The 21,950-nt window shown below is 68.7% G+C and carries 17 protein-coding genes; 10 read left to right on the top strand and 7 right to left on the bottom strand.

From position 1 onward, the window contains the following. Positions 1–8: 8 nt before the first annotated feature. Both AC5I49_RS09030 and AC5I49_RS09035 read right to left on the bottom strand, forming a co-directional pair. Entirely contained in the window at positions 9–1,241 is a 1,233-nt protein-coding gene (locus AC5I49_RS09030; protein WP_495789212.1) for a SpoIIE family protein phosphatase, read from the bottom strand. 193 nt (positions 1,242–1,434) lie between these two features. Beyond that, positions 1,435–1,698, bottom strand: a complete 264-nt coding sequence (locus AC5I49_RS09035; RefSeq protein WP_017404395.1) for a DUF2789 domain-containing protein — start codon at positions 1,696–1,698, stop codon at positions 1,435–1,437. A 224-nt stretch (positions 1,699–1,922) separates the two neighbouring features. On the opposite strand from AC5I49_RS09035, the gene AC5I49_RS09040 reads away from it, so the two are divergent. From AC5I49_RS09040 to AC5I49_RS09070, 7 genes are all read left to right on the top strand, one after another. Continuing rightward, entirely contained in the window at positions 1,923–2,963 is a 1,041-nt protein-coding gene (locus tag AC5I49_RS09040) for a ligase-associated DNA damage response exonuclease (RefSeq protein ID WP_392457675.1), read from the top strand. Beyond that, positions 2,960–4,651 (top strand): ATP-dependent DNA ligase, encoded by a 1,692-nt coding sequence (locus tag AC5I49_RS09045; protein WP_495789213.1) that lies wholly within the window; start codon positions 2,960–2,962, stop codon positions 4,649–4,651. Before AC5I49_RS09040 ends, AC5I49_RS09045 begins: the two co-directional genes overlap by 4 nt. 22 nt (positions 4,652–4,673) lie before the next feature. After that, entirely contained in the window at positions 4,674–7,559 is a 2,886-nt protein-coding gene (locus AC5I49_RS09050) for a ligase-associated DNA damage response DEXH box helicase (protein ID WP_495789214.1), read from the top strand. A 16-nt stretch (positions 7,560–7,575) separates the two neighbouring features. Continuing rightward, positions 7,576–8,307, top strand: a complete 732-nt coding sequence (gene pdeM / locus AC5I49_RS09055) for a ligase-associated DNA damage response endonuclease PdeM (RefSeq protein ID WP_495789215.1) — start codon at positions 7,576–7,578, stop codon at positions 8,305–8,307. A 133-nt stretch (positions 8,308–8,440) separates the two neighbouring features. Beyond that, positions 8,441–9,058, top strand: coding sequence for a hypothetical protein (locus AC5I49_RS09060; RefSeq protein WP_016448183.1), 618 nt, complete (start codon positions 8,441–8,443; stop codon positions 9,056–9,058). A gap of 208 nt (positions 9,059–9,266) precedes the next feature. Then, the gene (locus tag AC5I49_RS09065; protein ID WP_016448182.1) at positions 9,267–10,310 is read left to right on the top strand and encodes a transporter; all 1,044 of its coding nucleotides are present in this window, start codon (positions 9,267–9,269) and stop codon (positions 10,308–10,310) included. A gap of 94 nt (positions 10,311–10,404) precedes the next feature. Next, positions 10,405–11,622: a Fic family protein gene (locus AC5I49_RS09070; RefSeq protein ID WP_016453711.1), complete on the top strand. Its 1,218-nt coding sequence runs from the start codon at positions 10,405–10,407 to the stop codon at positions 11,620–11,622. A 10-nt stretch (positions 11,623–11,632) separates the two neighbouring features. Here AC5I49_RS09070 and AC5I49_RS09075 read toward each other — a convergent pair whose 3' ends face one another. The 4 genes from AC5I49_RS09075 to AC5I49_RS09090 form a co-directional block, all read right to left on the bottom strand. After that, positions 11,633–13,141 (bottom strand): tripartite tricarboxylate transporter permease, encoded by a 1,509-nt coding sequence (locus AC5I49_RS09075; protein WP_046241321.1) that lies wholly within the window; start codon positions 13,139–13,141, stop codon positions 11,633–11,635. 27 nt (positions 13,142–13,168) lie between these two features. Continuing rightward, complete coding sequence (locus AC5I49_RS09080; RefSeq protein ID WP_495789216.1) at positions 13,169–13,756, bottom strand: tripartite tricarboxylate transporter TctB family protein; 588 nt, start codon at positions 13,754–13,756, stop codon at positions 13,169–13,171. Between the two features lie 11 nt (positions 13,757–13,767). Next, complete coding sequence (locus AC5I49_RS09085; protein ID WP_495789217.1) at positions 13,768–14,802, bottom strand: Bug family tripartite tricarboxylate transporter substrate binding protein; 1,035 nt, start codon at positions 14,800–14,802, stop codon at positions 13,768–13,770. Between the two features lie 105 nt (positions 14,803–14,907). Next, complete coding sequence (locus AC5I49_RS09090; RefSeq protein ID WP_012204896.1) at positions 14,908–16,149, bottom strand: pyridoxal-phosphate-dependent aminotransferase family protein; 1,242 nt, start codon at positions 16,147–16,149, stop codon at positions 14,908–14,910. Between the two features lie 159 nt (positions 16,150–16,308). On the opposite strand from AC5I49_RS09090, the gene AC5I49_RS09095 reads away from it, so the two are divergent. The 3 genes from AC5I49_RS09095 to AC5I49_RS09105 are packed head-to-tail and all read left to right on the top strand — an operon-like array spanning position 16,309 to position 20,558. Continuing rightward, the gene (locus AC5I49_RS09095; protein WP_012204897.1) at positions 16,309–16,998 is read left to right on the top strand and encodes a GntR family transcriptional regulator; all 690 of its coding nucleotides are present in this window, start codon (positions 16,309–16,311) and stop codon (positions 16,996–16,998) included. An 8-nt stretch (positions 16,999–17,006) separates the two neighbouring features. After that, entirely contained in the window at positions 17,007–20,093 is a 3,087-nt protein-coding gene (locus AC5I49_RS09100) for an FAD-binding and (Fe-S)-binding domain-containing protein (RefSeq protein WP_495789218.1), read from the top strand. Positions 20,094–20,141: 48 nt separating this feature from the next. Next, positions 20,142–20,558 (top strand): heme-binding protein, encoded by a 417-nt coding sequence (locus AC5I49_RS09105; RefSeq protein ID WP_495789219.1) that lies wholly within the window; start codon positions 20,142–20,144, stop codon positions 20,556–20,558. A 24-nt stretch (positions 20,559–20,582) separates the two neighbouring features. Here the strand turns inward: AC5I49_RS09105 and AC5I49_RS09110 are convergent, their stop codons facing one another. Next, positions 20,583–21,836, bottom strand: coding sequence for a TolC family protein (locus tag AC5I49_RS09110; protein WP_495789220.1), 1,254 nt, complete (start codon positions 21,834–21,836; stop codon positions 20,583–20,585). Positions 21,837–21,950: the final 114 nt, after the last annotated feature.

The raw sequence follows: 21,950 nt of genomic DNA on the forward strand, positions 1-21,950 counted from the left end.
GGAGGCATTCAGGTTCTGAAGCAGAAGAAGGTCAGGTCGTCACGGCGGTGGTGCTCGCCTTGCCAGGCCTGCAGGGCGTCCAGCAGGGCGCGGTTGATCTCGGCGGGCGTGCGGCCGGCCTGCTCCAGCAGCAGCTCGCGCATGCGCTTCTTGCCGAAGGTGATGCCGCGCGGGCCGCCGACCTGGTCGATCAGGCCGTCGGTGGTGGTGAAGACCAGGGTGCCTGCGGGCAGCTCCAGGTCGATGTTGTTCCAGGCGAAGTCGAATTCGCTGTCCACATAGCCCACGCCCTTGCGCTGGCCGTCCACCACCTCCACCGCCTCGGCGCCGGGGCGCAGCAGGAACAGCGACAGGCGCGCGCCTGCAAAGCGCAGGCGCCGGTGCGCGGGCTCGAACCAGAAGCAGGCCGCGTCCAGCCCGTCGTCCGAGCCCGGCGTGCCGTCCTTGCCGTCGAGCTGGCCCAGCATCTGCTTGACGCTGCGGTTCACATGGCCCAGCAGCGCGGCCGGGTCGCGCGGGCCGTGTTCCTTGATGGCCTGGCCCAGGCTGCTGGTGGCGATCAGCGTCATGAAGGCGCCGGGCACGCCGTGGCCCGTGCAATCGGCCACGGTGGCAAACCAGCCATCGCCGTCCTGGCTGAACTGGTAGAAGTCGCCGCCGACCACGTCGCGCGGCTCCCAGACCAGGTCGGCGCCGGGGCAGGCGCGTGCCAGGGCCTCGCGCGAGCTGCGCAGCAGCGACTGCTGGATCACGCTGGCGTATTCGATGCTGTGCATGATCTGGCGGTTGCGCGCCACCTGCATGTCCGCCACCGCACGCATCAGCTGCAGGCCGTGGCCCACGCCGGCGAACAGGCCGCCGCGCGTGATGATGAAGCCGTCGGTCAGCGCCTTTTCACCGTACTCCACGGTCTTCACGGTCAGGGTGTCGATGTCGGTGGAGGCATCGACCACCAGCGGCTCCTTGTCCATGAAGGCGATGCAGCTCTTCTTGCCGTACAGCTCCATGCGAAACGGTTTGCTGAACTGCGACAGGAAGATGCTGCGGTTGATCAGGCCGATGGGGCGGTCGCCCTCCACCACGGGCAGGCTGGCCAGATCGCGGTGGCGCGTGAAGACCTCGAGCACCTTCTCGTTGGTCTCGTCGGCGGTCATGCAGGGTACGGGGGTGCACAGGTCCGCGGCGCTGGGTGGGCGGAAACGGGGCCGGGAATCGCTCAGGTAGGCGCGGGACTCATCCATGGAATGCACATCGCAAAATTGTTAGGGAATGTTACGATCTCCCTGTTTCAGTTTTGTGACGCGGATGGGCCTGAGGGGCAGGCACCTCTTTGGAGGACTGTGAGCCGACAGCCTTCGTTCTGGCGCGGCATGGCCGTTCGCGGCCTGGGGCTGCCGTCCATGCAGGCCACCGGGGTGGACAGGCAGCCTCGCTTCAGCTCAGGCCTTCGGCGCGCCGCCTGACGGCGTCCTCGTGCAGCGACTCGCTGAGCTGGTCCACGACGATGGACCACGACGCATCGGCCTTGAGCTGCTCGGCCAGGAACTGGCGCTGCGCATCGCTCCAGTAGGGCGCATCCACCACATCCACATCGGCGGCCAGCTGGTGGGCGCGGATGAAGTCGGCAATGGCCTGGTCGCTGGCATCCAGGCCCAGCTGCAGGAAGAGATTGGACATGCGGACGACGGAGTTGTTCATGGAGGCGTGTTCGGTGCGTGTGGGATCAAAGGGAGCCGGCGGGCCGGCTGCAGGAAGGGGCCAGGGCGCTATCTTCCCCGATTTGCAGGGCGCCGCAGGCCAGTTGCGGCAGCATGGCAGCGCGGGTAGGTGCAGGCTGACAGCCTGCCGCGCTCCGGGCCAGCGCGCGCCCATCGACTGCCCCACTAGCATGGGGACATGAGCACTGCTTTCCCCGATCCCGCATGCCCGCCGACCTGATCGTGGCCCGTCCCGAAGGCCTGTACTGCGCGGCCGGCGATTTCTACATCGACCCCTGGCGGCCCGTGGACCGGGCCGTGATCACGCATGGCCACTCCGACCATGCGCGCGCCGGCCATGCCCATTACCTGGCCCATGACGACAGCGCAGGCGTGCTGCGCGCACGGCTGGGCGCGGACATCACGCTGCAGACCCTGCCGTATGGCGAAGCCATCGATCACCACGGCGTGCGCATCTCCCTGCACCCGGCCGGCCATGTGCTCGGATCGGCCCAGGTGCGGCTGGAGCATGGCGGCCAGGTCTGGGTGGCCTCGGGCGACTACAAGACCGAGGCCGACGGCACCTGCACCCCCTTCGAGCCCGTGCGCTGCGACACCTTCATCACCGAATCCACCTTCGGCCTGCCCATCTACCGCTGGCCCCGCCAGCCTGAGTTGATGGCCGACATCAACGCCTGGTGGCAGGCCAACGCGGCCCAGGGCCGGCCCTCGGTGCTGCTGTGCTATGCCTTCGGCAAGGCCCAGCGCATCCTGCACGGGGTGGACAGCGGCATCGGTCCCATCGTCTTGCATGGCGCGGTGGAGCCGCTCAATGCCGTGTACCGCGCGGCGGGCGTGGACCTGCCGCCCACGCTGCGCGCCACCGACCCCGGCGTGGATGCACGACTGCTCAAGACCGCACTGGTGCTGGCGCCGCCTTCGGCGCAGGGCACGCCGTGGATGCGCCGCTTTCCCGGCCATGCCGATGCCTTTGCCAGCGGCTGGATGCAGCTGCGCGGCACGCGCCGGCGCCGTGGCGTGGACCGGGGCTTCGTCATGTCCGACCATGCCGACTGGCCTGGCCTGCAGTACGCCATTGGCGCCACGGGCGCCGAGCGGGTCTTCGTCACCCACGGCAGCGTGGCCGTGCTGGTGCGCTGGCTGCGCGAGCAGGGCCTGGACGCCCAGGCCTTCCAGACCGAATACGGCGATGAGGACGAGGCTGCCGCCGCCCAGGCTGCACCGGATGAGGCGCCCGCCCCATGAAGGACTTCGCCGCCCTCTACCGCGCGCTGGACGCCAGCACTGCCAGCCGTGACAAGCAGGCCGCGCTGCAGGCCTATCTGCGCGCCGCCGCGCCTGCCGATGCGGCCTGGGCCGTCTATTTTCTGGCCGGCGGCAAGCCGCGCCAGCTGGTGCCCACCAAGGTCTTGAAGGAGCTGGCGCGCGAGGCGGCCGGCCTGCCCGAATGGCTGTTCGACGAAAGCTACGAGGCCGTGGGCGACCTGGCCGAGACCATTGCGCTGCTGCTGCCGCCACCCGGTGACGCGCACGACCTGGGCCTGGCCGCCTGGGTCACGGACCACCTGCTGCCGCTGCGCGGCATGGCGCCCGAGGCGCTGGCGGACACGCTGCGCATGCAATGGGCGCGGCTGGCGGCCGATGAGCGGCTGGTCTACTTCAAGCTGATCACCGGCGCCTTCCGGGTCGGCGTGTCGCGGCTGCAGGTCACGCAGGCGCTGGCGGCCGTCAGCGGCGTGGATGCCAAGCGCATCGCCCAGCGGCTCATGGGCTACACCCACATCGGCGCGCGGCCCGGGGCGGCCGACTACCTGCGGCTGGTGGCAGGCGAGGAGGAGGGCGATGACGCGCATTCGGGCGAAGCCCGTGGCCACCCCTATCCCTTCTTCCTGGCCCATCCGCTGCAGTTGCCGCTGGAGCAGTTCGACGCCGTGCTCGGCCCGCCGTCCCAATGGGTGGTGGAGTGGAAATGGGACGGCATACGCGCCCAGATCGTGCGGCGCGGCAGCGGTGACGCGCTGGGCACCTGGATCTGGTCGCGCGGCGAGGAACTGGTGAGCGAGCGCTTCCCCGAGCTGCAGGCCATGGGCGATGCCTTGCCTGCGGGCACCGTGATCGACGGCGAGATCGTCGTCTGGGCCGCCCAGCAGGGCGAGGCGCCCGCCCATGTGCGCCCCTTTGCCGACCTGCAAAAGCGCATAGGCCGCAAGACCCTGGGCCCCAAACTGCTGCGCGAGCTGCCCGTGGTGCTGCTGGCCTATGACCTGCTGGAGGAGGGCGGCCAGGACCTGCGCGCGCTGCCTCAGCATGAACGGCGCGCAAGGCTGGAGCAGCTGGTGGCCGCCGTGGCGCACCCGGCGCTGCTGCCCAGCCCCGTGCTGGCAGGCGACAGCTGGCAGGCCCTGGCCGAACTTCGCGAGCAGGCCCGCTCCCTGGGTGTGGAGGGCATGATGCTCAAGGCCCGCGACGCCGCCTACGGCGTGGGCCGCACCAAGGACAGCGGCGTGTGGTGGAAGTGGAAGATCGATCCGCTGAGCGTGGACGCCGTGCTCATCTATGCACAGCGCGGCCACGGCCGTCGCGCCAGCCTCTACAGCGACTACACCTTTGCCGTCTGGAACGCGCCGCCCGGCACCGAGGGCCGCGCACTCGTGCCCTTCGCCAAGGCCTATTCGGGCCTGACCGATGCCGAAATGGCGCGCGTGGACGCCATCATCCGCAAGACCACGGTGGAGAGCTTCGGTCCCGTGCGCAGCGTGCGGCCCACCCTGGTGTTCGAGCTGGGCTTCGAGGGCATTGCACGCAGCGCGCGCCACAAGAGCGGCATCGCCGTGCGCTTTCCGCGCATGCTGCGCTGGCGCGAGGACAAGCCTGTGCAGGAGGCCGACTCCATCGATACGCTGGCGGCCCTGCTGCCGCACTCCGACCCGTGACCCACCCTTGACGCACCGCGCCATGGCCACCCGTTCCCCCCATCCCCTCGCCACCGCCTGGCTTGCCGCACGGGGCTGGAAGCCCTTTGCCTTCCAGCGCGCCGTGTGGAAGGCGCTGGCCCAGGGCCACAGCGGCCTGCTGCATGCCACCACGGGCGCGGGCAAGACCTATGCGGTCTGGCTGGGCGCGCTGCAGGCCCTTGCGGGCCCGCCGCAAACCCCGATGCCGGCGCACACCGGAAAACGAAAACCGGCCTCCGCACCGCTCACCGTGCTGTGGATCACGCCCATGCGCGCCCTGGCGGCCGACACGCTCAAGGCGCTGCAGACGCCCTTGCAGGCGCTGGCCCAGGGCCATCCCGCGCTGGCGCGCTGGACCGTGGGCGCACGCACGGGCGATACGGGAAGCGCCGAGCGCAGCGCGCAGTCGCGCCAGCTGCCCACCGTGCTGGTCACCACGCCCGAGAGCCTGTCCCTGCTGCTGGCGCGCGCCGATGCGCGCGAGCTGCTGGGCTCCGTGCGCCTGGTGGTGGCCGATGAATGGCATGAGCTGCTGGGCAACAAGCGCGGCGTGCAACTGCAGCTGGCCCTGGCGCGGCTGCGCGGCTGGAGCCCGCAACTGAGTGTCTGGGGCATGTCGGCCACGCTGGGCAATCTGGACGAAGCCATGCAGACCCTGCTGGGCCTGGACGACCATGGCCAGCCGCGGCCCGGCGTATTGGTCCAGGGCCAGGTGGACAAGCGCCTGGTGGTGGACACCCTGCTGCCCGACCGGCCCGAGCGCTTTTCCTGGGCCGGCCACCTGGGCCTGGCCATGCTGCCGGCCGTGGTGCGCGAGCTGGAGGCCACGGCCGGCTCCACCCTGGTCTTTGTGAATGTGCGCTCGCAGGCCGAGCTTTGGTACAAGGCGCTGCTGGAAGCCCGGCCCGACTGGGCCGGCCTGCTGGCCATACACCATGGCTCTCTGGACCGGGGTGTGCGCGAATGGGTGGAGGCCGGGCTCAAGGCCGGCACGCTCAAGGCCGTGGTCTGCACCAGCAGCCTGGACCTGGGCGTGGACTTCCTGCCCGTGGAGCGCGTGCTGCAGATCGGCTCGGCCAAGGGCATCGCGCGGCTGCTGCAGCGCGCGGGCCGCTCGGGCCATGCGCCGGGCCGGCCCTCGCGCATCACCCTGGTGCCCACGCACAGCCTGGAGCTGGTGGAAGCGGCCGCCGCCCGCGCCGCCGTGCGCGCGCAGCAGGTGGAAATGCGCGCCAGCCCCCGCCAGCCCGCCGACGTGCTGGTGCAGCACCTGGCCACCGTGGCCCTGGGCGGCGGCTTCGTGCCCGATGAGCTGTATGCCGAAGTGCGCCGCACCGTCGCCTACGCCGGGCTGGCGCCTGCGGTCTGGCAGTGGTGCCTGGACTTCGTGCACCGCGGCGGCCCCTCGCTGGCCGCCTATCCCGACTACCAGCGCGTGCGGCCCGATGAACAGGGCATCTGGCGCATGCCCGATGCGCGGCTGGCGCGCAGGCACCGCGCCAACATCGGCACCATCGTCAGCGATGCCAGCATGAGCGTGCAGATCCTGCATGGCGCGCGGCTGGGCAGCATGGAAGAGAGCTTTCTGTCGCGCCTGTCGCCCGGCGATGCCTTTGTCTTCGCGGGCCAGGTGCTGGAGCTGGTGCGTATCGAGGACATGACCGCCTACGTGCGCCGCGCCGCGAGAACGCGGCCCACCGTGCCGCGCTGGGCCGGCGCGCGCATGCCGCTGTCCACCGTGCTGGCCGACTTCGTGGTGCAGCAATTGGCGCTGGCGGCGGCGGGCGACTACCACTCGCCCGAGCTGCGCTGCGTGCGCCCCCTGCTGGAAGTGCAGCAGCGCTGGTCGGCCCTGCCCACACCCGCTACGCTGCTGGCCGAAACCCTGCGCACGCGCGAGGGCTGGCACCTGTTTCTCTATCCGTTTGCAGGCCGCCATGCCCATATGGGCCTGGCCAGCCTGCTGGCCTGGCGCGCCGCCCAGGGCGAGACGGGCACCTTCTCCATCGCCGTCAACGACTACGGGCTGGAGCTGCTGAGCGCCACCGAGCGTGACTGGGCCGCCATGCTGCCCGAACTGCTGCGCGCCGAGCCGGCCCAGGCCGTGGCAGTGCCCGGGCGCGTGTCCGCCAGCCAGGCGGTCGCCACGCGCAACACCGCCAATGCGGACCGCCACTGGGACCAGGCCGCCGACGATGCCCACCTGGCGGGCGAGGACGCCCATCACGCCCGCCATGCCCTGCTGCACGAAGTGCTGGCCAGCCTCAACGCCACCGAGATGGCGCGGCGGCGCTTCCGCGAGATCGCCCGCGTCTCGGGCCTGATCTTCCAGAGCCACCCGGGCGAGCGCCGCAGTGCGCGCCAGCTGCAGGCCTCGTCACAGCTGTTCTTCGAGGTGTTTCGCAAGTACGACGACAGCAACCTGCTGCTGCGCCAGGCCGACGAGGAAGTGCTGAGCCAGGAACTCGATGTCGCCCAGTTGCTGGCCGCGTTGCGCCGCATGCAGGCGCAGACGCTGGTGGTGAGCGCGCTGCGCCGTCCCAGCCCGTTTGCCTTCCCGCTCATGGTGGAGCGCTTTCGCGAAAAGCTCACCAACGAGCACCTGGCCGACCGCATCGCGCGCATGCTGGCCCAGCTGCACGAGGCGGCAGACGCCGGCGGTGCAGCCAGCGAGCCGCGCACGCAGGACCTGGTCCCGCCCGATCCGCCGCTGCGTCCACGGAAAAAACCCAAGGCAGACCAGCCCCCCGCCGTGGACGAGGACACGGCCGCCGTGCGCCGCACGCTGGATTTCTCGCTGCAGGCCACCGACGGCCCCGAGGCCGATGCCGCCAGCCGCCGCCCGCGCCGCGTGCGCAAGCCCTCGCGGCCCTTGCCGCTGCTGTAGAACCATTGCACCGCTGATGAAAGGCCACGCACCGTTGCCAAGTCCTGTTTCCCCCGACGCCCTGGCCGGCAGCCTGGGCATGTTCCTGGCCGGCGAGCCCGTGCACCTGCTGGCCCAGCATGCGCTGTGGTGGCCCGCCCAGGGCACGCTGTTCATTGCCGACCTGCACCTGGGCAAGGCCGCCACCTTCCGCGCGCGCGGCATTCCCGTGCCGGCGGGCACCACGCAGGGCAACCTGGAGCGGCTATCGGCCCTTCTTCTGGCCCTGCCCGTGCGGCGGCTCGTGGTGCTGGGCGACTTCCTGCACGCGGCCGAGGCACGCAATCCTGCCGTACTGGCTGCACTGGCCCGCTGGCGCAGCCGCCATGCGGCCGTGGAACTGGTGCTGGTGCGCGGCAACCATGACAGCCACGCAGGCGATCCGCCGCCCGCGCTGGGCTTTGCCATCGTGGACGAGCCCTGGCACCTGGGGCCGTTCGCCGCCTGCCATCACCCCCCGCCGCCAACGCAGGACCTGCAGGCGCAGCAGGCCCGGCCCTGGCATGTGCTGGCCGGCCATGTCCATCCCGCCATCGTGCTGCGCGGCACCGGCCGCGACAACCTGCGCCTGCCGTGCTTTGCCGTGCACGCGGGCTTTACCCTGCTGCCCGCCTTCGGCCTGTTCACCGGCATGGCCAGCCTGCCGCCCGAGCCAGGCCGCCAGCTCTTTGCCGTGGGCGCGGACCGGGTCTGGGCCGTGCCTGGGTGAGCCCAGGGATGTAATCGGGCGTAATTCTCCGCAAGGCCGTTGTTCCCTACAGTGACTCCCGCAGCAAGCGTGGCGGGACAGCAGGCAGTGCCCGGGGATGCCGCAGCGCTTTTCGTTCCACCAGGAGGAATGCATGGGCGTTCAACTCAATTTCTTCAACCAATCGAACGACGCGAACCACCCGCAGATCGTCATCTTCCAGAAGAACGTCGCCAGCGACCTCGATGCGCCTGCCGTGGCCTGGCGCGTCATCAAGTACTGCGGACAGGGCGACAACCATCCGTTCACCTTTCCGCTGGGCCTGCAGGTCGGCGCCAGCGACAGCCATGGCAACTGCACGCCGCAGCTGGAGGCGCAGTACGGCCAGCAGTTCCAGATGGCGCCGTCCACCGCCGGCGATCGCCTGGCGCCCGCAGGCTACGGCGCCAGCTCCAAGGAAGTGCAGGTGCTCAACGCGCTGCCCCAAGGCGCCATCAACGCCAGCTGCTACAAGGACGGCAGGCTGCTGGCCGTCAAGACCGCGATTGCCCCCCGGCAAAAGGCCGTCTTCGAATTCAAGCCCAGCATCTGGATCGGCGTGGCCTCGCACATCCAGCAGGGCCAGATCATGAACTCGGCCATCGTCTCCCAGATGAACACCGAAATCTCCCTGCTGGGCATCTCCCGTGCCGACATCGTGATGCGCGGCGGCGGCTCGGGGGCGAATTCCCGCCCCTTCTCGTTCTCGCTGGAGAACGTCGTGATGTGCTGATGCAGGGTCGCGGCAAGGGGAGGGGGCGGAGAAGGGGTGGTGAGGGGGCGGAAGGGGGCGGAAGGGGACGGAAGGGGACGGAAGGGGACGCAAGGGCCTGTGCATGACACCCTGATGACGGCTGTCACATCCCTGTCATGGATGCAGCCAAGAATCCCGCACTTGCCCGGCCCGCGCAGGCCACTTCCGCAGGTGCTTCCTCCTCCCCATGACCGATGCAGCCTCCCCCCTGGCACAGGCCCACGAAGACGCAGGCCTGATCTGCGGCTGGCGCTTCTTCAGTGACACACGGCAGTGCGTGCAGGCCGTGACGGCGCCATCCGCCGCGCAGTGGCTGGCCGATGCCGCTGCCCGGTCCGATGCGGGCCGGCGCGATTTCCTGTGGCTGCACTTCAACCTGACCCACACCCAGTCCCTGCGCTGGCTGCAGCGCCATGCGGGCCTGCCCGACGTGTTCTATGCCGCCCTGCGCGAGGGCCTGACCTCCACGCGCATCGAGCGCGCCGACGACAGCCTGGTCGCCGTGCTCAACGATGTGAACTTCGAGTTCAACTTCGATTCGGCCGACATCGCCACGCTGTGGATCTGCCTGGACGAGCGCCTGGTCATCACCGCGCGCACCCAGCCGCTGCGCTCTGTCGATGCCCTGCGCGACGCCGTGCGCCGCGGCGACAGCCCCGCCAGCACGGCCGAGCTGCTGGAGCACCTGATGCGCACCCAGGCCGATGTGCTGGTCAAGGTGGTGCGCGAGACCACGGCGCGCGTGGACGATATCGAGGACGCCATCCTGGCCCAGCGCTACCACCATCCGCGCGCCCACCTGGGCCGGCTGCGCCGCCTGCTGGTGCGCCTTCAGCGCCTGCTGGCGCCCGAGCCCGCCGCGCTGTTCCGCCTGCTGCAGCAGCCCCCTGGCTGGATGGGCGAGGAAGACCGGCGCGGCCTGGCCGCAGCGAGCGAGGAGTTCTCGCTCATGCTGCGCGACATGCAGACCCTGCAGGACCGCATCAAGCTGCTGCAGGAAGAGGTGGCCGCCGCCGTGAACGAGGACAACAGCAACAGCCTCTTCGTGCTGACCGTGGTCACCGTGCTGGCCCTGCCCATCAACATCCTGGCCGGCCTGTTCGGCATGAACGTGGGCGGCATACCGCTGGCCGAGCACGAGCACGGCTTCTGGATCGTGGTGTCCATCGTCGTCGCCTTCACCGTCATCGCCGCCTGGCTGGCGTTTCGCAAGAAGCGGTACAGGGATTAGGGGACGTGTCAGGGAATCTTGCAGAAGAACTCGCAAAATATCTCGCACCAAACGGATTTCATCTATATAAATCAGCTGCTTATATAGGTGATCAATGTCGCAAAAATTCCTGCTCTACGACCATCCTGCCCAGATGGAGCCGCTGCTGCCGGGGGAACACAAGCTGGGCCCTTTGCTGGAGCTCTCCCATGACCTGATCAGGTTGGGTGAGCGGCTGGCCGGCCGCTACCGACCAGACACATTGCCAGGCCTGCGCCGGCTGCTTCGGGCCATGAACTCGTATTACTCGAACAGGATCGAGGGGCAGCACACCTTTCCGCTGGATATCGAGCGCGCCCTGCACAACGACTATGCGCAGGACGAAGATCAGGCCCGCCGTCAGCGATTGGCGCTGGCGCACATGGCCACTGAAGAGCAACTGGAGTACAGGTCCACGCAATGGACGAATGCGCAGGTCTGGACCCCCCAGATGCTGGCCGATATCCACCAGGATCTCTTCGCCCGTCTGCCCCAGGCCGATCTGGAGGCCGGCGCCCTTGGCGACGATGCCATCGAGCCGGGTCGATGGCGCACGCGGGAGGTTAGCGTGGGCAGGCATGCGGCGCCTGCAGCGGGGCAGTTGCCATTTTTTCTGGACCGCTGGTCGAGCTTCTACTCAGGCGTGCGCCGTGGCGAGTTGCAGTTGGTGGCCATGGCCGCTGCGCACCAGCGCCTGGCCTGGATCCATCCGTTCCGGGACGGCAACGGGCGCGTGGCCCGGCTGCATTCACATCTCGTACTAACCCACATGGGCCTGAGCAATGGTCTGTGGTCCCCCCTGAGGGGGTTCGCACGGTCGCAGGAGCGCTATTACGCCTTGCTTGCCGCCGCAGACGAGCCGCGCCGTGGTGACCTTGATGGCCGTGGCAATCTGACCGAACTGGGGTTGATCGACTGGATCGCATACGTGCTGGAACTATGCATGGACCAAGTGAGCTTCATGGAGGGACTTCTGTCGCTGGACGGCATGAAGGAACGCATGGCGGCATGCCTTGCCTATGAGGAACGGGTGGTGCGCCAAGGCGTGCGCAGCGAGGCATTGCGCGCATTGCACTATCTTTTTGCGGCCCAGGCGGAGATGGATCGGGCCGACTTCAAGGCCATGCTGGGGTTGGGTGACCGGCTGGCCACCGCCCAGGTATCGGCACTGCTCAAGCGCGGCCTGCTGGAGACGGATTCACCGTATGGAAGAGTGCGCCTGGGCGTGCCGCTGCACGCCCTGCGTTTTTACTTCCCCCGCCTCTGGCCGGAAGCGGAGGCTGACTCGCTGTAGACGGCTCCTCTCAGGCCGCCACAGCCCTCGCCCCGAACACCATCGCCCGCAGCCTGCCCAGCAGCGGCCACACCAGCATCAGCAGGGCCAGCGTGGTGATGGTGCCCGACAGGCCGTTGTGCCAGAAGATGCCCAGCGCGCCCTGGCTGGAGAGCATGCTCTGGCGGAAGGCGTCTTCCATTCGGTCGCCCAGCACGATGGCCAGGACCATGGGCGCCAGCGGATAGTCCAGCTTCTTGAACACATAGCCGACCACGCCGAAGACCAGCATGAGCCAGATGTCCGTGGCATTGCCGTGCACGGTGAAGGCGCCGATGGCGCAGACCATGAGGATCATGGGCGCGACGATGGAAAACGGCACGCGCAGGATGGCGGCGAACAGCGGCACGGTGGCCATGACGATGACCAGCCCGGCGATGTTGCCCAGGTACATGCTGGCGATCAGGCCCCAGACGAAGTCCTTTTGCTCGGTGAACAGCAGCGGGCCGGGCTGCAGGCCCCAGATCATCAGCCCGCCCAGCAGCACGGCCGCCGTGGCCGAGCCCGGAATGCCCAGGGCCAGCATGGGCAGCAGGGCCGAGGTGCCGGCCGCGTGGGCGGCGGTCTCGGGGGCGAGCACGCCTTCGGGGTTGCCCTTGCCGAAGCTGTTGGGGTCGCGCGAGAACTTCTTGGCCAGCCCGTAGCCCATGAAGCTGGCCGCCACGGCGCCGCCCGGCGTCACGCCCATCCAGCAGCCCACCAGGGCCGAGCGCAGCATGGTCAGCCAGTAGCGCGGCAGCTGGGCCCAGGTCCTGAACACCACCTTGAGGTCGATGGAGGCCTTCTTGCCCTTGAAGGCCAGGCCTTCCTCGATGGTCATCAGGATCTCGCTGATGCCGAACAGGCCGATCACCACCACCAGGAAATCAAAGCCGCGCAGCAGCTCGGTGGAGCCGAAGGTCATGCGCAGGTCGCCCGAGATGGTGTCCATGCCCACGGCCGCCAGCAGCAGGCCCACGGCCATGGCGGCCACGATCTTGGCCTTGGGCTCCTTGCCCATGCCGATGAAGGAGCAGAACGTCAGGAAGAAGACCGCAAAGAACTCCGGCGGCCCGAACTGCAGCGCGAACGAGGCCACGACCGGCGCCAGGAAGGTGATCAGCATCACGCCCGAGATGGCGCCGATGAAGGAGCCCGTGAAGGCCGTGGTCAGCGCGGCCCCCGCGTGGCCCTGCTGGGCCATGGGGTAGCCGTCGAAGGTGGTGGCCACCGACCAGGCCTCGCCCGGGATGTTGAACAGCACCGAGGTGATGGCGCCGCCGAACAGCGCCCCCCAGTAGATGCACGACAGCAGGATGATGGCCGAGGTGGGCGACATGCCGAAGGTCAGCGGCAGCAGGATGGCCACGCCGTTGGGGCCGCCCAGGCCCGGCAGCACGCCGACCACGATGCCCAGCAGGATGCCCGTGAGCATCAGCCCCGTGTTCTGCCAGGTGGTGACGGCCGCGAAGCCGTGCGCAAGGTATTGGAGTTCGTCCATGGTGTTGCTCCGTGGCGGCGACAGGGGTCAATAGCCGAGCCAGGCTTCAAGCGGACCCTTGGGCAGGGGCACCTTGAACTGGATCTCGAAGACGTAGAACAGCAGCACGCTGGTGAAGCCCGACAGCGCCACGGCCTTCCACCAGGGATAACGGCCCGCAAACACCATGAAGCCCGTGATGAACAGCACCGAGGCCGCGTAGATGCCCAGCGGCGCGATCACGGCGATGTAGGCCGTCAGCGGCAGCAGCACCTGGGCCACGCGCCTGAGCTGCAGCCAGCTGGCGAACTGCTCCTGGCTGCGGCTGCGCAGCGCCTGCACGAAGACGGCGATGGCGCAGATGCCCAGCACGGCGCCCACGCGCAGCGGGAAGTAGCCGGCCTGCGGGCCGGTGTCGCCCCAGCCCGCGCCAATGCGCTGGTTGTCCCAGACCACGAGCACGGCCAGCGCCAGCAGCACGGCGGCCACGCCGTACTCCACATGGCGGCGGGCCAGGCCGGGGGCCTGGGCTTCGGTGGCGGGGATGGATTCGGTGGCCGCGCTGGCGGGCTGGGCCGGGGCTGCTGCTGCCGCTGAATTGGAGGAGGGCGGGGCAAGGTGGATGGCGGTGTCCATGGCGCGGCTCCTCACTTGGCGGCGGCGGCCACGCTGGCCGACAGGAAACCGGCCTTCTTCATGATGTCGAGGTGGCGCGTCTCGTCCTTGGCCAGGAAGTCCACGAAGGCCTGCCCCGTCATGTACTCGGGCTTGAGCGCGTTTTTCTCCAGGTACTCCTTCCACTCGGGCGTGGCCACCACCTTGTGCATCACGCCCGCATAGAACTGCGCCTGCTCCGGCGTGGTGCCGGGCGGCAGGAAGAAGCCGCGCAGCATGGTGTATTGCACGTCCAGGCCCTGCTCCCTGCAGGTGGGGATGTCCGACAGCGCCTGGCTGCCCGTGACCTTGGCCGTGTACTCGATGCGCTGCGTGTCGAACACGCACAGCGCCCGCACCTGGCCCGCGCGCCACTGCGCCATGGACTCGCTGGGGTTGTTGACGTTGGAGTCGATGTGCTTGCCCACCAGCTGCGTGCTGGCCTCGCCGCCGCCCTTGTAGGGGATGTAGGTGAACTTCACGCCGGCGGCCTGTTCCATGTTGGCGGTGATGATCTGGTCCTCGCGCTTGGAACTGGTGCCGCCCATCTTGAACTTGCCGCCGGCCTGCCGCGCGGCGGCCAGGTAGTCGGCGGGCGTCTGGTAGCCGGTCTCGGCATTGACCCAGAGCACGAACTGGTCCTGGGCAATCATGGCCACGGGATTCAGGTTGCGCCACTGGAAGGGCAGGGCCGTGGCCATGGGCAGGGTGAAGATGGCCGTGGAGGCCACCAGCAGCTTGTGCGGGTCGCGCGCCGAGGCCTTGACATCCAGAATGCCCTCGGCGCCGGAGGCACCGGCCTTGTTGAGGATGACCACGGGCTGCTCGATCAGCTTGTGCTTGGTGACGATGGCCTGGATCACGCGCGCCATCTGGTCCGAGGCGCCACCGGCCGAGAACGGCACGACGAGTTCGACGGACTTGGCGGGCTTCCATTGCGCCCAGGCGGCAGGGGCGAGGGTGATGGCGGCGGTGGCGGCGAGGGTGGCGACGGCAGTTGCCGCCAGGCGGTTGCGGGGCGATGTCATGTCTCTTGTCTCCTGTTATTTCCTGGTATGGGTGCAATCCACGATCAAGGGGGCGAGCCATGTGCTCCGGCTCTGCCAAGGGGTTTCGGCGCGGGGCCGATGGGTTCAGGCGGCCTTGCGCAGCGCACCGGCTGCGGCGTGGGCCGCGAAGTAATCCATGGACGCCTGCACGCCGCTGCCGGCCAGACGGATGCCGGACAGCTTCAGCCCCATCTCCACGCCCGCGACCATGGCCAGCAGCGTCAGGTCGTTGCTGTCGCCCAGGTGGCCCATGCGGAACATGCGGCCCTTGAGCTTGCCCAGGCCCGCGCCCAGCGACAGGTCGAAGCGCGTGTGGATCAGGCGGCGCAGGGCGTCGGCATCCACGCCCTCGGGCGTGATCACGCCGGTGAGCACGGGCGAGTAGACCTGCGGATCGGCGCACTGGATGGGCAGGCCCCAGGCCTGCACGGCGGCACGCACGCCGGCCGCCCAGCGCTGGTGGCGCGCAAACACCGTATCCAGCCCTTCGGCCAGCAGCATGTCCAGCGATTCGGACAGGGCGTACAGCAGGTTGGTGTTGGGCGTGTAGGGCCAGTAGCCGGTCTGGTTCATCTCCACGATCTCGTCCCAGGCCCAGAACGACTTGGGCAGCTTTGCGCTTTTGGCGGCCTCCAGCGCGCGTGGCGACAGCGCGTTGAAGCTGATGCCGGGCGGCAGCATCAGGCCCTTTTGCGAGCCGCTGATGGTCACGTCCACGCCCCATTCGTCATGGCGGTAGTCGGCGCTGGCCAGGCCCGAGATGGTGTCCACCAGCAGCAGGGCCGGGTGGCCCGCCGCGTCGATGGCCCGGCGCACGGCGGCGATGTCCGAGGTCACGCCCGTGGAGGTCTCGTTGTGCACCACGCACACGGCGCGGATCCGGCGCTCCGTGTCCTTGCGCAGCCGTGCCTCGATCAGCCCGGCCTGCACGCCATGGCGCCAGCCCGGCGCCTGGGGCAGGTGCTCATCGGAGCCGCCATAGGACAGGAACTCGGTGGACAGGCCCAGGCGCGTGGCCATCTTCTGCCACAGCGAGGCGAAGTGGCCGGTCTCGAACATCAGCACATGGTCGCCAGGGCTGAGCGTGTTGATCAGGGCCGCCTCCCAGGCGCCCGTGCCGGAGGCCGGATAGATCACCACCGGATGCCGGGTCTTGAAGACCTGCTGGATGCCGGCCAGCACCTTCAGGCCGAGCTGGCCGAACTCCGGCCCCCGGTGGTCGATGGTGGGCAGGCTCATGGCCCGCAGGATGCGGTCGGGAACCGGGCTGGGGCCGGGGATCTGGAGGAAGTGGCGGCCCGTGGGATGGTTGTCGAGCGTGAGCATGGTGCGTCCTTTTCAAGGAAATGCCAGGTCGGTCTGCGGGGGGAGGGTGTTTGCGAATTTTTGCATTCAAAATTCATAAATGCCTTGGTGATAACCATGAATGCCTTGAGAAATGCTTGCGTAAAAATGAATGCAAAATTCATTCGACCAGGAGAATCCATGGCGGAGATCATCGAGATTTCGCGGCTTGCCCTGCATGACCAGGTGGCGGCGCGGCTGCGCACCTGGCTGGTGGAAGGGCGCATACCGCCCGGCGCCAAGCTCAACGAGCGCGCGCTGTGCGAGCAGTTGCGCGTCTCGCGCACGCCGCTGCGCGAGGCCATCAAGCTGCTGGCCTCCGAAGGGCTGGTGGACCTGGTGCCCAACCGCGGCGCCGTGGCCGTGCGCCTGGGCGAGGCCGATGTGCTGCAGACCTTCGAGGTGCTGGCGGGGCTGGAGGGCATGTCGGGCGAGCTGGCCGCGCAGCGCATCAGCGAGCAGCAGCTGGCCGAGGTGCGGGCCCTGCACTTCGAGATGCTGGCCAGCCATGCGCGCCAGGACCTGTCCGGCTACTACCGGCTCAATGCGCTGATCCACTCGGCCATCAACCGCGCCGCCGCCAACCCCGTGCTGGCCGAGACCTATGGCCGCATCAACGCTCGCGTGCAGTCGCTGCGCTTTCGCACCAACCAGGACGCGGCCAAGTGGAAACGCGCCGTCCAGGAGCACGAACGCATGCTGGAGGCGCTGCAGGCGCGCGACGCCGCCGCGCTGCGCCAGGTGCTGGTGGCCCACCTGGAGCACAAGCGCGACACCGTCATCGCCCTGCTCAAGGCAGGCCAGATCTACCCACGAACCATGAACGAATGAGAGCCGCCATGCTGATGGAACCCACGCACCGCCTTGCCGCTTCCCCCGACGACACCGTGCCCGCCCCCGGCACCGTGCTGCCGCCCGACGATGTCAGCCAGATGCTGGCGCGCCGCCTGCGCTCGGACACGCGCGGCCAGGTCCTGTTCGACGCCGCCTCGCGCGGGCGCTATGCCACCGATGCCTCCATCTACCAGATCATGCCGGTGGGCGTCTTCGTGCCCACCTGCGAAGAAGACATCGCCACGGCCCTGCAGATCGCCCGCGAGCTGAAGGTGCCCGTGCTGCCGCGTGGCGGCGGCACCAGCCAGTGCGGGCAGACCACGGGCGCGGCCCTGGTGATCGACAACAGCAAGCATTTGCGCAACATCCTCTCGGTGGACCCCGATGCAGGCACGGCCGAGGTCGAGCCCGGCCTGGTGCTGGACCACCTCAACGCCCGGCTCAAGAAGCTCGGCCTGTGGTATCCGGTGGACGTATCGACCAGCGCCCAGGCCACGCTGGGCGGCATGGCGGGCAACAATTCCTGCGGCTCGCGCTCCATTGCCTACGGCAACATGGTCCACAACGTGCGCGGCGCCCGCGCCTGGATGGCCGATGGCGAGCTGCTGGACTTCGGCCCCGTAGCCCAGGCCACGGGCCGCGCGGCGCGCATTGCGCAATTCGTGCACGGGCTGGCGCAACAGCACCGCGAGGACATCCACGCCCACTGGCCCAAGGTCATGCGCCGCGTGGCGGGCTACAACCTCGACATCTTCGACAACCAGAGCGAGCGGCCCTACACGGCCGACGGCAGCGTCAACCTGGCCCATCTGCTGATAGGCGCCGAGGGCACGCTGGCCTACACGCGCTCGCTCACCCTGCAGCTGAGCGCGCTGCCGCGCGCCAAGGTGCTGGGCGTGGTCAACTTCCCCACCTTCCACGCGGCCATGGACTCGGCCCAGCACATCGTGAAGCTGGGCCCCACGGCCGTGGAGCTGGTGGACCGCACCATGATCGAACTGGGCCTGGCCAACCCGGCCTTCAGGCCCACCATAGAGACCGCGCTCATCGGCCGCCCGGCCGCCATCTTGCTGGTGGAATTCGCCGGCGACGACCGCGCGGCGCTGCTGGCGCGGCTGCGCCAGCTGGTGGAACTCATGGGCGAGCTGGGCCTGCCCGGCAGCGTGGTGGAAATGCCCGAGGAAGCGGCCCAGAAAAACCTCTGGGAAGTGCGCAAGGCGGGGCTGAACATCATGATGAGCCTCAAGGGCGACGGCAAGCCCGTGAGCTTCATCGAGGACTGCGCCGTGCCGCTGCAGCACCTGGCCGAGTACACCGACGCGCTCACCGAAGTGTTCGCGCGCCACGGCAGCCGGGGCACCTGGTACGCCCATGCCTCCGTGGGCACGCTGCATGTGCGGCCCATCCTGGACATGCGCACCGACGGCGCGGCGCGCATGCGCGCCATTGCCGAGGAAGCGGCCGAACTCGTGCGCAAATACAAGGGCGCCTTCAGCGGCGAGCACGGCGACGGGCTGTGCCGCGGCGAGTGGATTGCCTGGCAGTTCGGGCCCGCCATCACCGAGGCCCTGCGCGCCATCAAGCAGCACTTCGACCCGGACAGCCTCTTCAACCCCGGCAAGATCATCGATACGCCGAAGATGGACGATGGCCGGCTGTTCCGCTTCGCGCCCGCCGATACGCCCCGGCCCTACCGGCGCATTCCCATCACGCCCGTGCTCGACTGGTCCGCCTGGAACGTGCAGGCCGACCCGGTCACCGAAGTCACCACGGCGCCCGGCACGGGCGGCGACGTCACGGGCGGCTTTGCCAAGGCCGTGGAGATGTGCAACAACAACGGCCACTGCCGCAAGTTCGACGCCGGCACCATGTGCCCCAGCTACCGCGTCACGCGCGACGAACAGCACCTGACGCGGGGCCGCGCCAACACCCTGCGCCTGGCCATCTCGGGCCAGCTGGGGCCGGACGCCTTCACCAGCGAGGCCATGCACGACACCATGGACCTGTGCGTGGGCTGCAAGGGCTGCAGGCGCGACTGCCCCACGGGCGTGGACATGGCCCGCATGAAGGTGGAATTCCTGGCCCACTACAAGGCCCGCCATGGCCACACGCTCAAGGACCGGCTGGTTGCCCATCTGCCGCGCTACGCGGCCACGGCCAGCCGCATGCCCTGGCTGCTGAACCTGCGCAACCGCCTGCCCGTGCTGCGCCAACTGGGCGAAAAGCTGCTGGGCCTGTCCGCCCGGCGCTCGCTGCCGGCCTGGCGCAGCGACACCTTCTGGCGCGCGCCCGAAGCACATACCTTTCTTGACCGCGACCAGGCCCTGGCCCGCGCGGCGGCCGGCGAGCGCGTGGCCGTGCTCTTCGTGGACACCTTCAACGGCACCTTCGAGAGCGAAAACGCCCTGGCCGCCGCGCGCGTGCTGCAGGCGGCCGGCTATGCGCTGCACACCGCCAGCAAGTCCGGCAAAGAGGGGGGCGGCCACCACTGCTGCGGCCGCACCTACCTGGCCACCGGCATGGTCGAGCAGGCCAAGGCCAGCGCCGGTGCGCTGATCAACGCCCTGGCGCCGTTGGCCCGGGCCGGCATCCCCATCGTCGGCCTGGAGCCCTCCTGCCTGCTGACCCTGCGCGACGAAGCCCTGGTCATGGGCCTGGGCGAGCCTGCGCAGGCTGTTGCCGCCCAGGCCCTGCTGTTCGAGGAATTCATTGCCCGTGAAGTGAAGGCCGGCCGCTTCGCGCTGCCGCTGCGCGCCGCCGGGGCGCCCATCCTCGTGCACGGCCATTGCCACCAGAAGGCCTTTGGCGCGGTCAGCCCCATCCTCGACGTGCTGCGGCTGATTCCCGGCGCCCAGCCCGAGCTGATCGAAAGCTCCTGCTGCGGCATGGCCGGCAGCTTCGGCTACGAGGCCAGCCACCACCAGGTCTCCATGGACATGGCCGAGGCGGCCCTGCTGCCGGCCATACGCCAGCGCCCCGAAGCCATCGTCGTGGCCGACGGCACCAGCTGCCGCCACCAGATCGCCGACGGCGCGGCGCGCGAAGCCGTGCATGTGGCGCGGCTGCTGGAAAGCCTGCTGGACGCCCGCTGACTGCCCGCTGATCGCCATCCTCCATCCTTCACAGGACAAGGCACTCCCATGAAGCACAAGCCCTGCCTGGACCTCCAGGACATCAAGGCCATCGCCCAGGCCGCCGAGGCGCATGCCACGGCGCGCGGCTGGGCCGTCAGCATCGCCATCGCCGATGACGGCGGCCACCTGCTGTGGCTGCAGCGCCTGGACGGCGCGGCACCGGCCTCGGCCCACATCGCGCCGGCCAAGGCCCACGCCGCAGCACTGGGCCGCAAGGAAAGCCGGCTCTATGAGGAAATGATCAATGGTGGCCGTACCGCCTACCTGAGCGTGCCCGCGCTGCAGGGCCTGCTGGAAGGCGGCGTGCCCATCACCAGTGAGGGCCACTGCCTGGGCGCCGTGGGCATCAGCGGGGTGAAGCCGGCCGAGGATGCGGAGGTGGCGCGGGCGGGGATTGCGGCGCTACAAGTTCTAAAGGAGTAAGGGCGCTGGCGGGCGTAGAACGTTTCAATCCAGCGACCAAAAGCCCAATCGGCCCAGGCTGCCGGCCAAGCCTATCCGAGAGATCCTCCAACTGTTCAACGTCGAGATATGCAGTTCTTGCGCATCAGTGAAGGCATTCATGGCATTGAGCAATTCCGTCATGTTGCCCACGCCGGCACGATACCGGCCTCGAACGACTTCAAGCGCCTGTCGCGACTGGTCTTCGATCTCACTGGTGCGTTGAAGGCTTTCGGTCTCGGTTTTCAGCGTTTGGTAGTTAAGCCATACGTCGCGTGAAATCCGTTGAAGTGTGTCTTCCATGGCTGCTGTGCTTTCAGCTGCACGGGCTTGCGCATCGCGTATGCGGTATTCGCGCTCCATCCCGTCAAACAACGGGATGTTCAGTTGAACGCCCAGGCTGCTATCCGATTGGCGGAAGTCAGAGCCCAAGGCCGGCGGCTGCATGCTGCGCGAGCGGTTGATGCTCCCTGTCAGCGCGACATTGGGGCGACCATAGGCCCGGCTTTCTCGTACAGCCGCCTGCGCGGCACTCAGTCTGGCCTGCGCGGCCATCAAAGTGGGGTGTGTCTGCCGCGCGATTGCCAGCAGTTCTTCCAGCGCATCAACGAAGCCCGAGTCTGGCCGAGCAGTAGCAAGAGGCTCGACGCGCAGTGCAAGATGGGCAGATTGCCCCATCAACAGGGCCATGTCGCCCAGCACCTGCTCAAGCGAACCTTGCACGCGCGTCACTCTGAGACTGGCTCTAGATAGCGCGGTCTTCGCCTGCAGCATGTCGGACAACGCGGCTGCACCCGCCTGGTACCTGGCGTTTGCCGCCTGGTGGTTTTCATCCGCCAGATCCAGAACCTGCCGCGCCGCTTGTAAGCGTCCTTGGAGCGACTGCGCCTGATAGTAAAGCTGCACCGAGCGCAGGAAGGCTTGCTGCACGGCGGCTTGCCCGGAGGCATTTGCGGCGCGCAACAGCTGTCGGGCAGTCTCCAGCGCTGCTTCGCGGGCTCCGAAATCCAGCACCACCCAATGGAGGTTGACGGCGCCCGTGTAGGTTTGCCTGCTGCCGCCCGAGCCACCGCTTGCGCGCTGGATCTCGCTGTGTGCCTGTCTGGCGTCCAGTTGTGCGTTCAGCCTTGGCAAGTAAGCCGACTGTTTGAGCCCGACCTGGGCTGCTTGCGCGCGGGTTTGCGCCCAAGCCAGACGCACGTTGGGGTCATTGCAAAGCATGCGCTCCACGGCCTCGGCGACAGGCAAAGGGTCGGGCATCGCAGCAAAGATGCAGGGTGTTGGCGATCCAGGCCGTGCGATGGCTGTTAGGGGCTGAACAACCCTCTCCTCAGCCTGAAAGATGTCCGTCGATGCCAGAGTGCACATCGGTAC

The organism is Delftia sp., assembly GCF_059499305.1.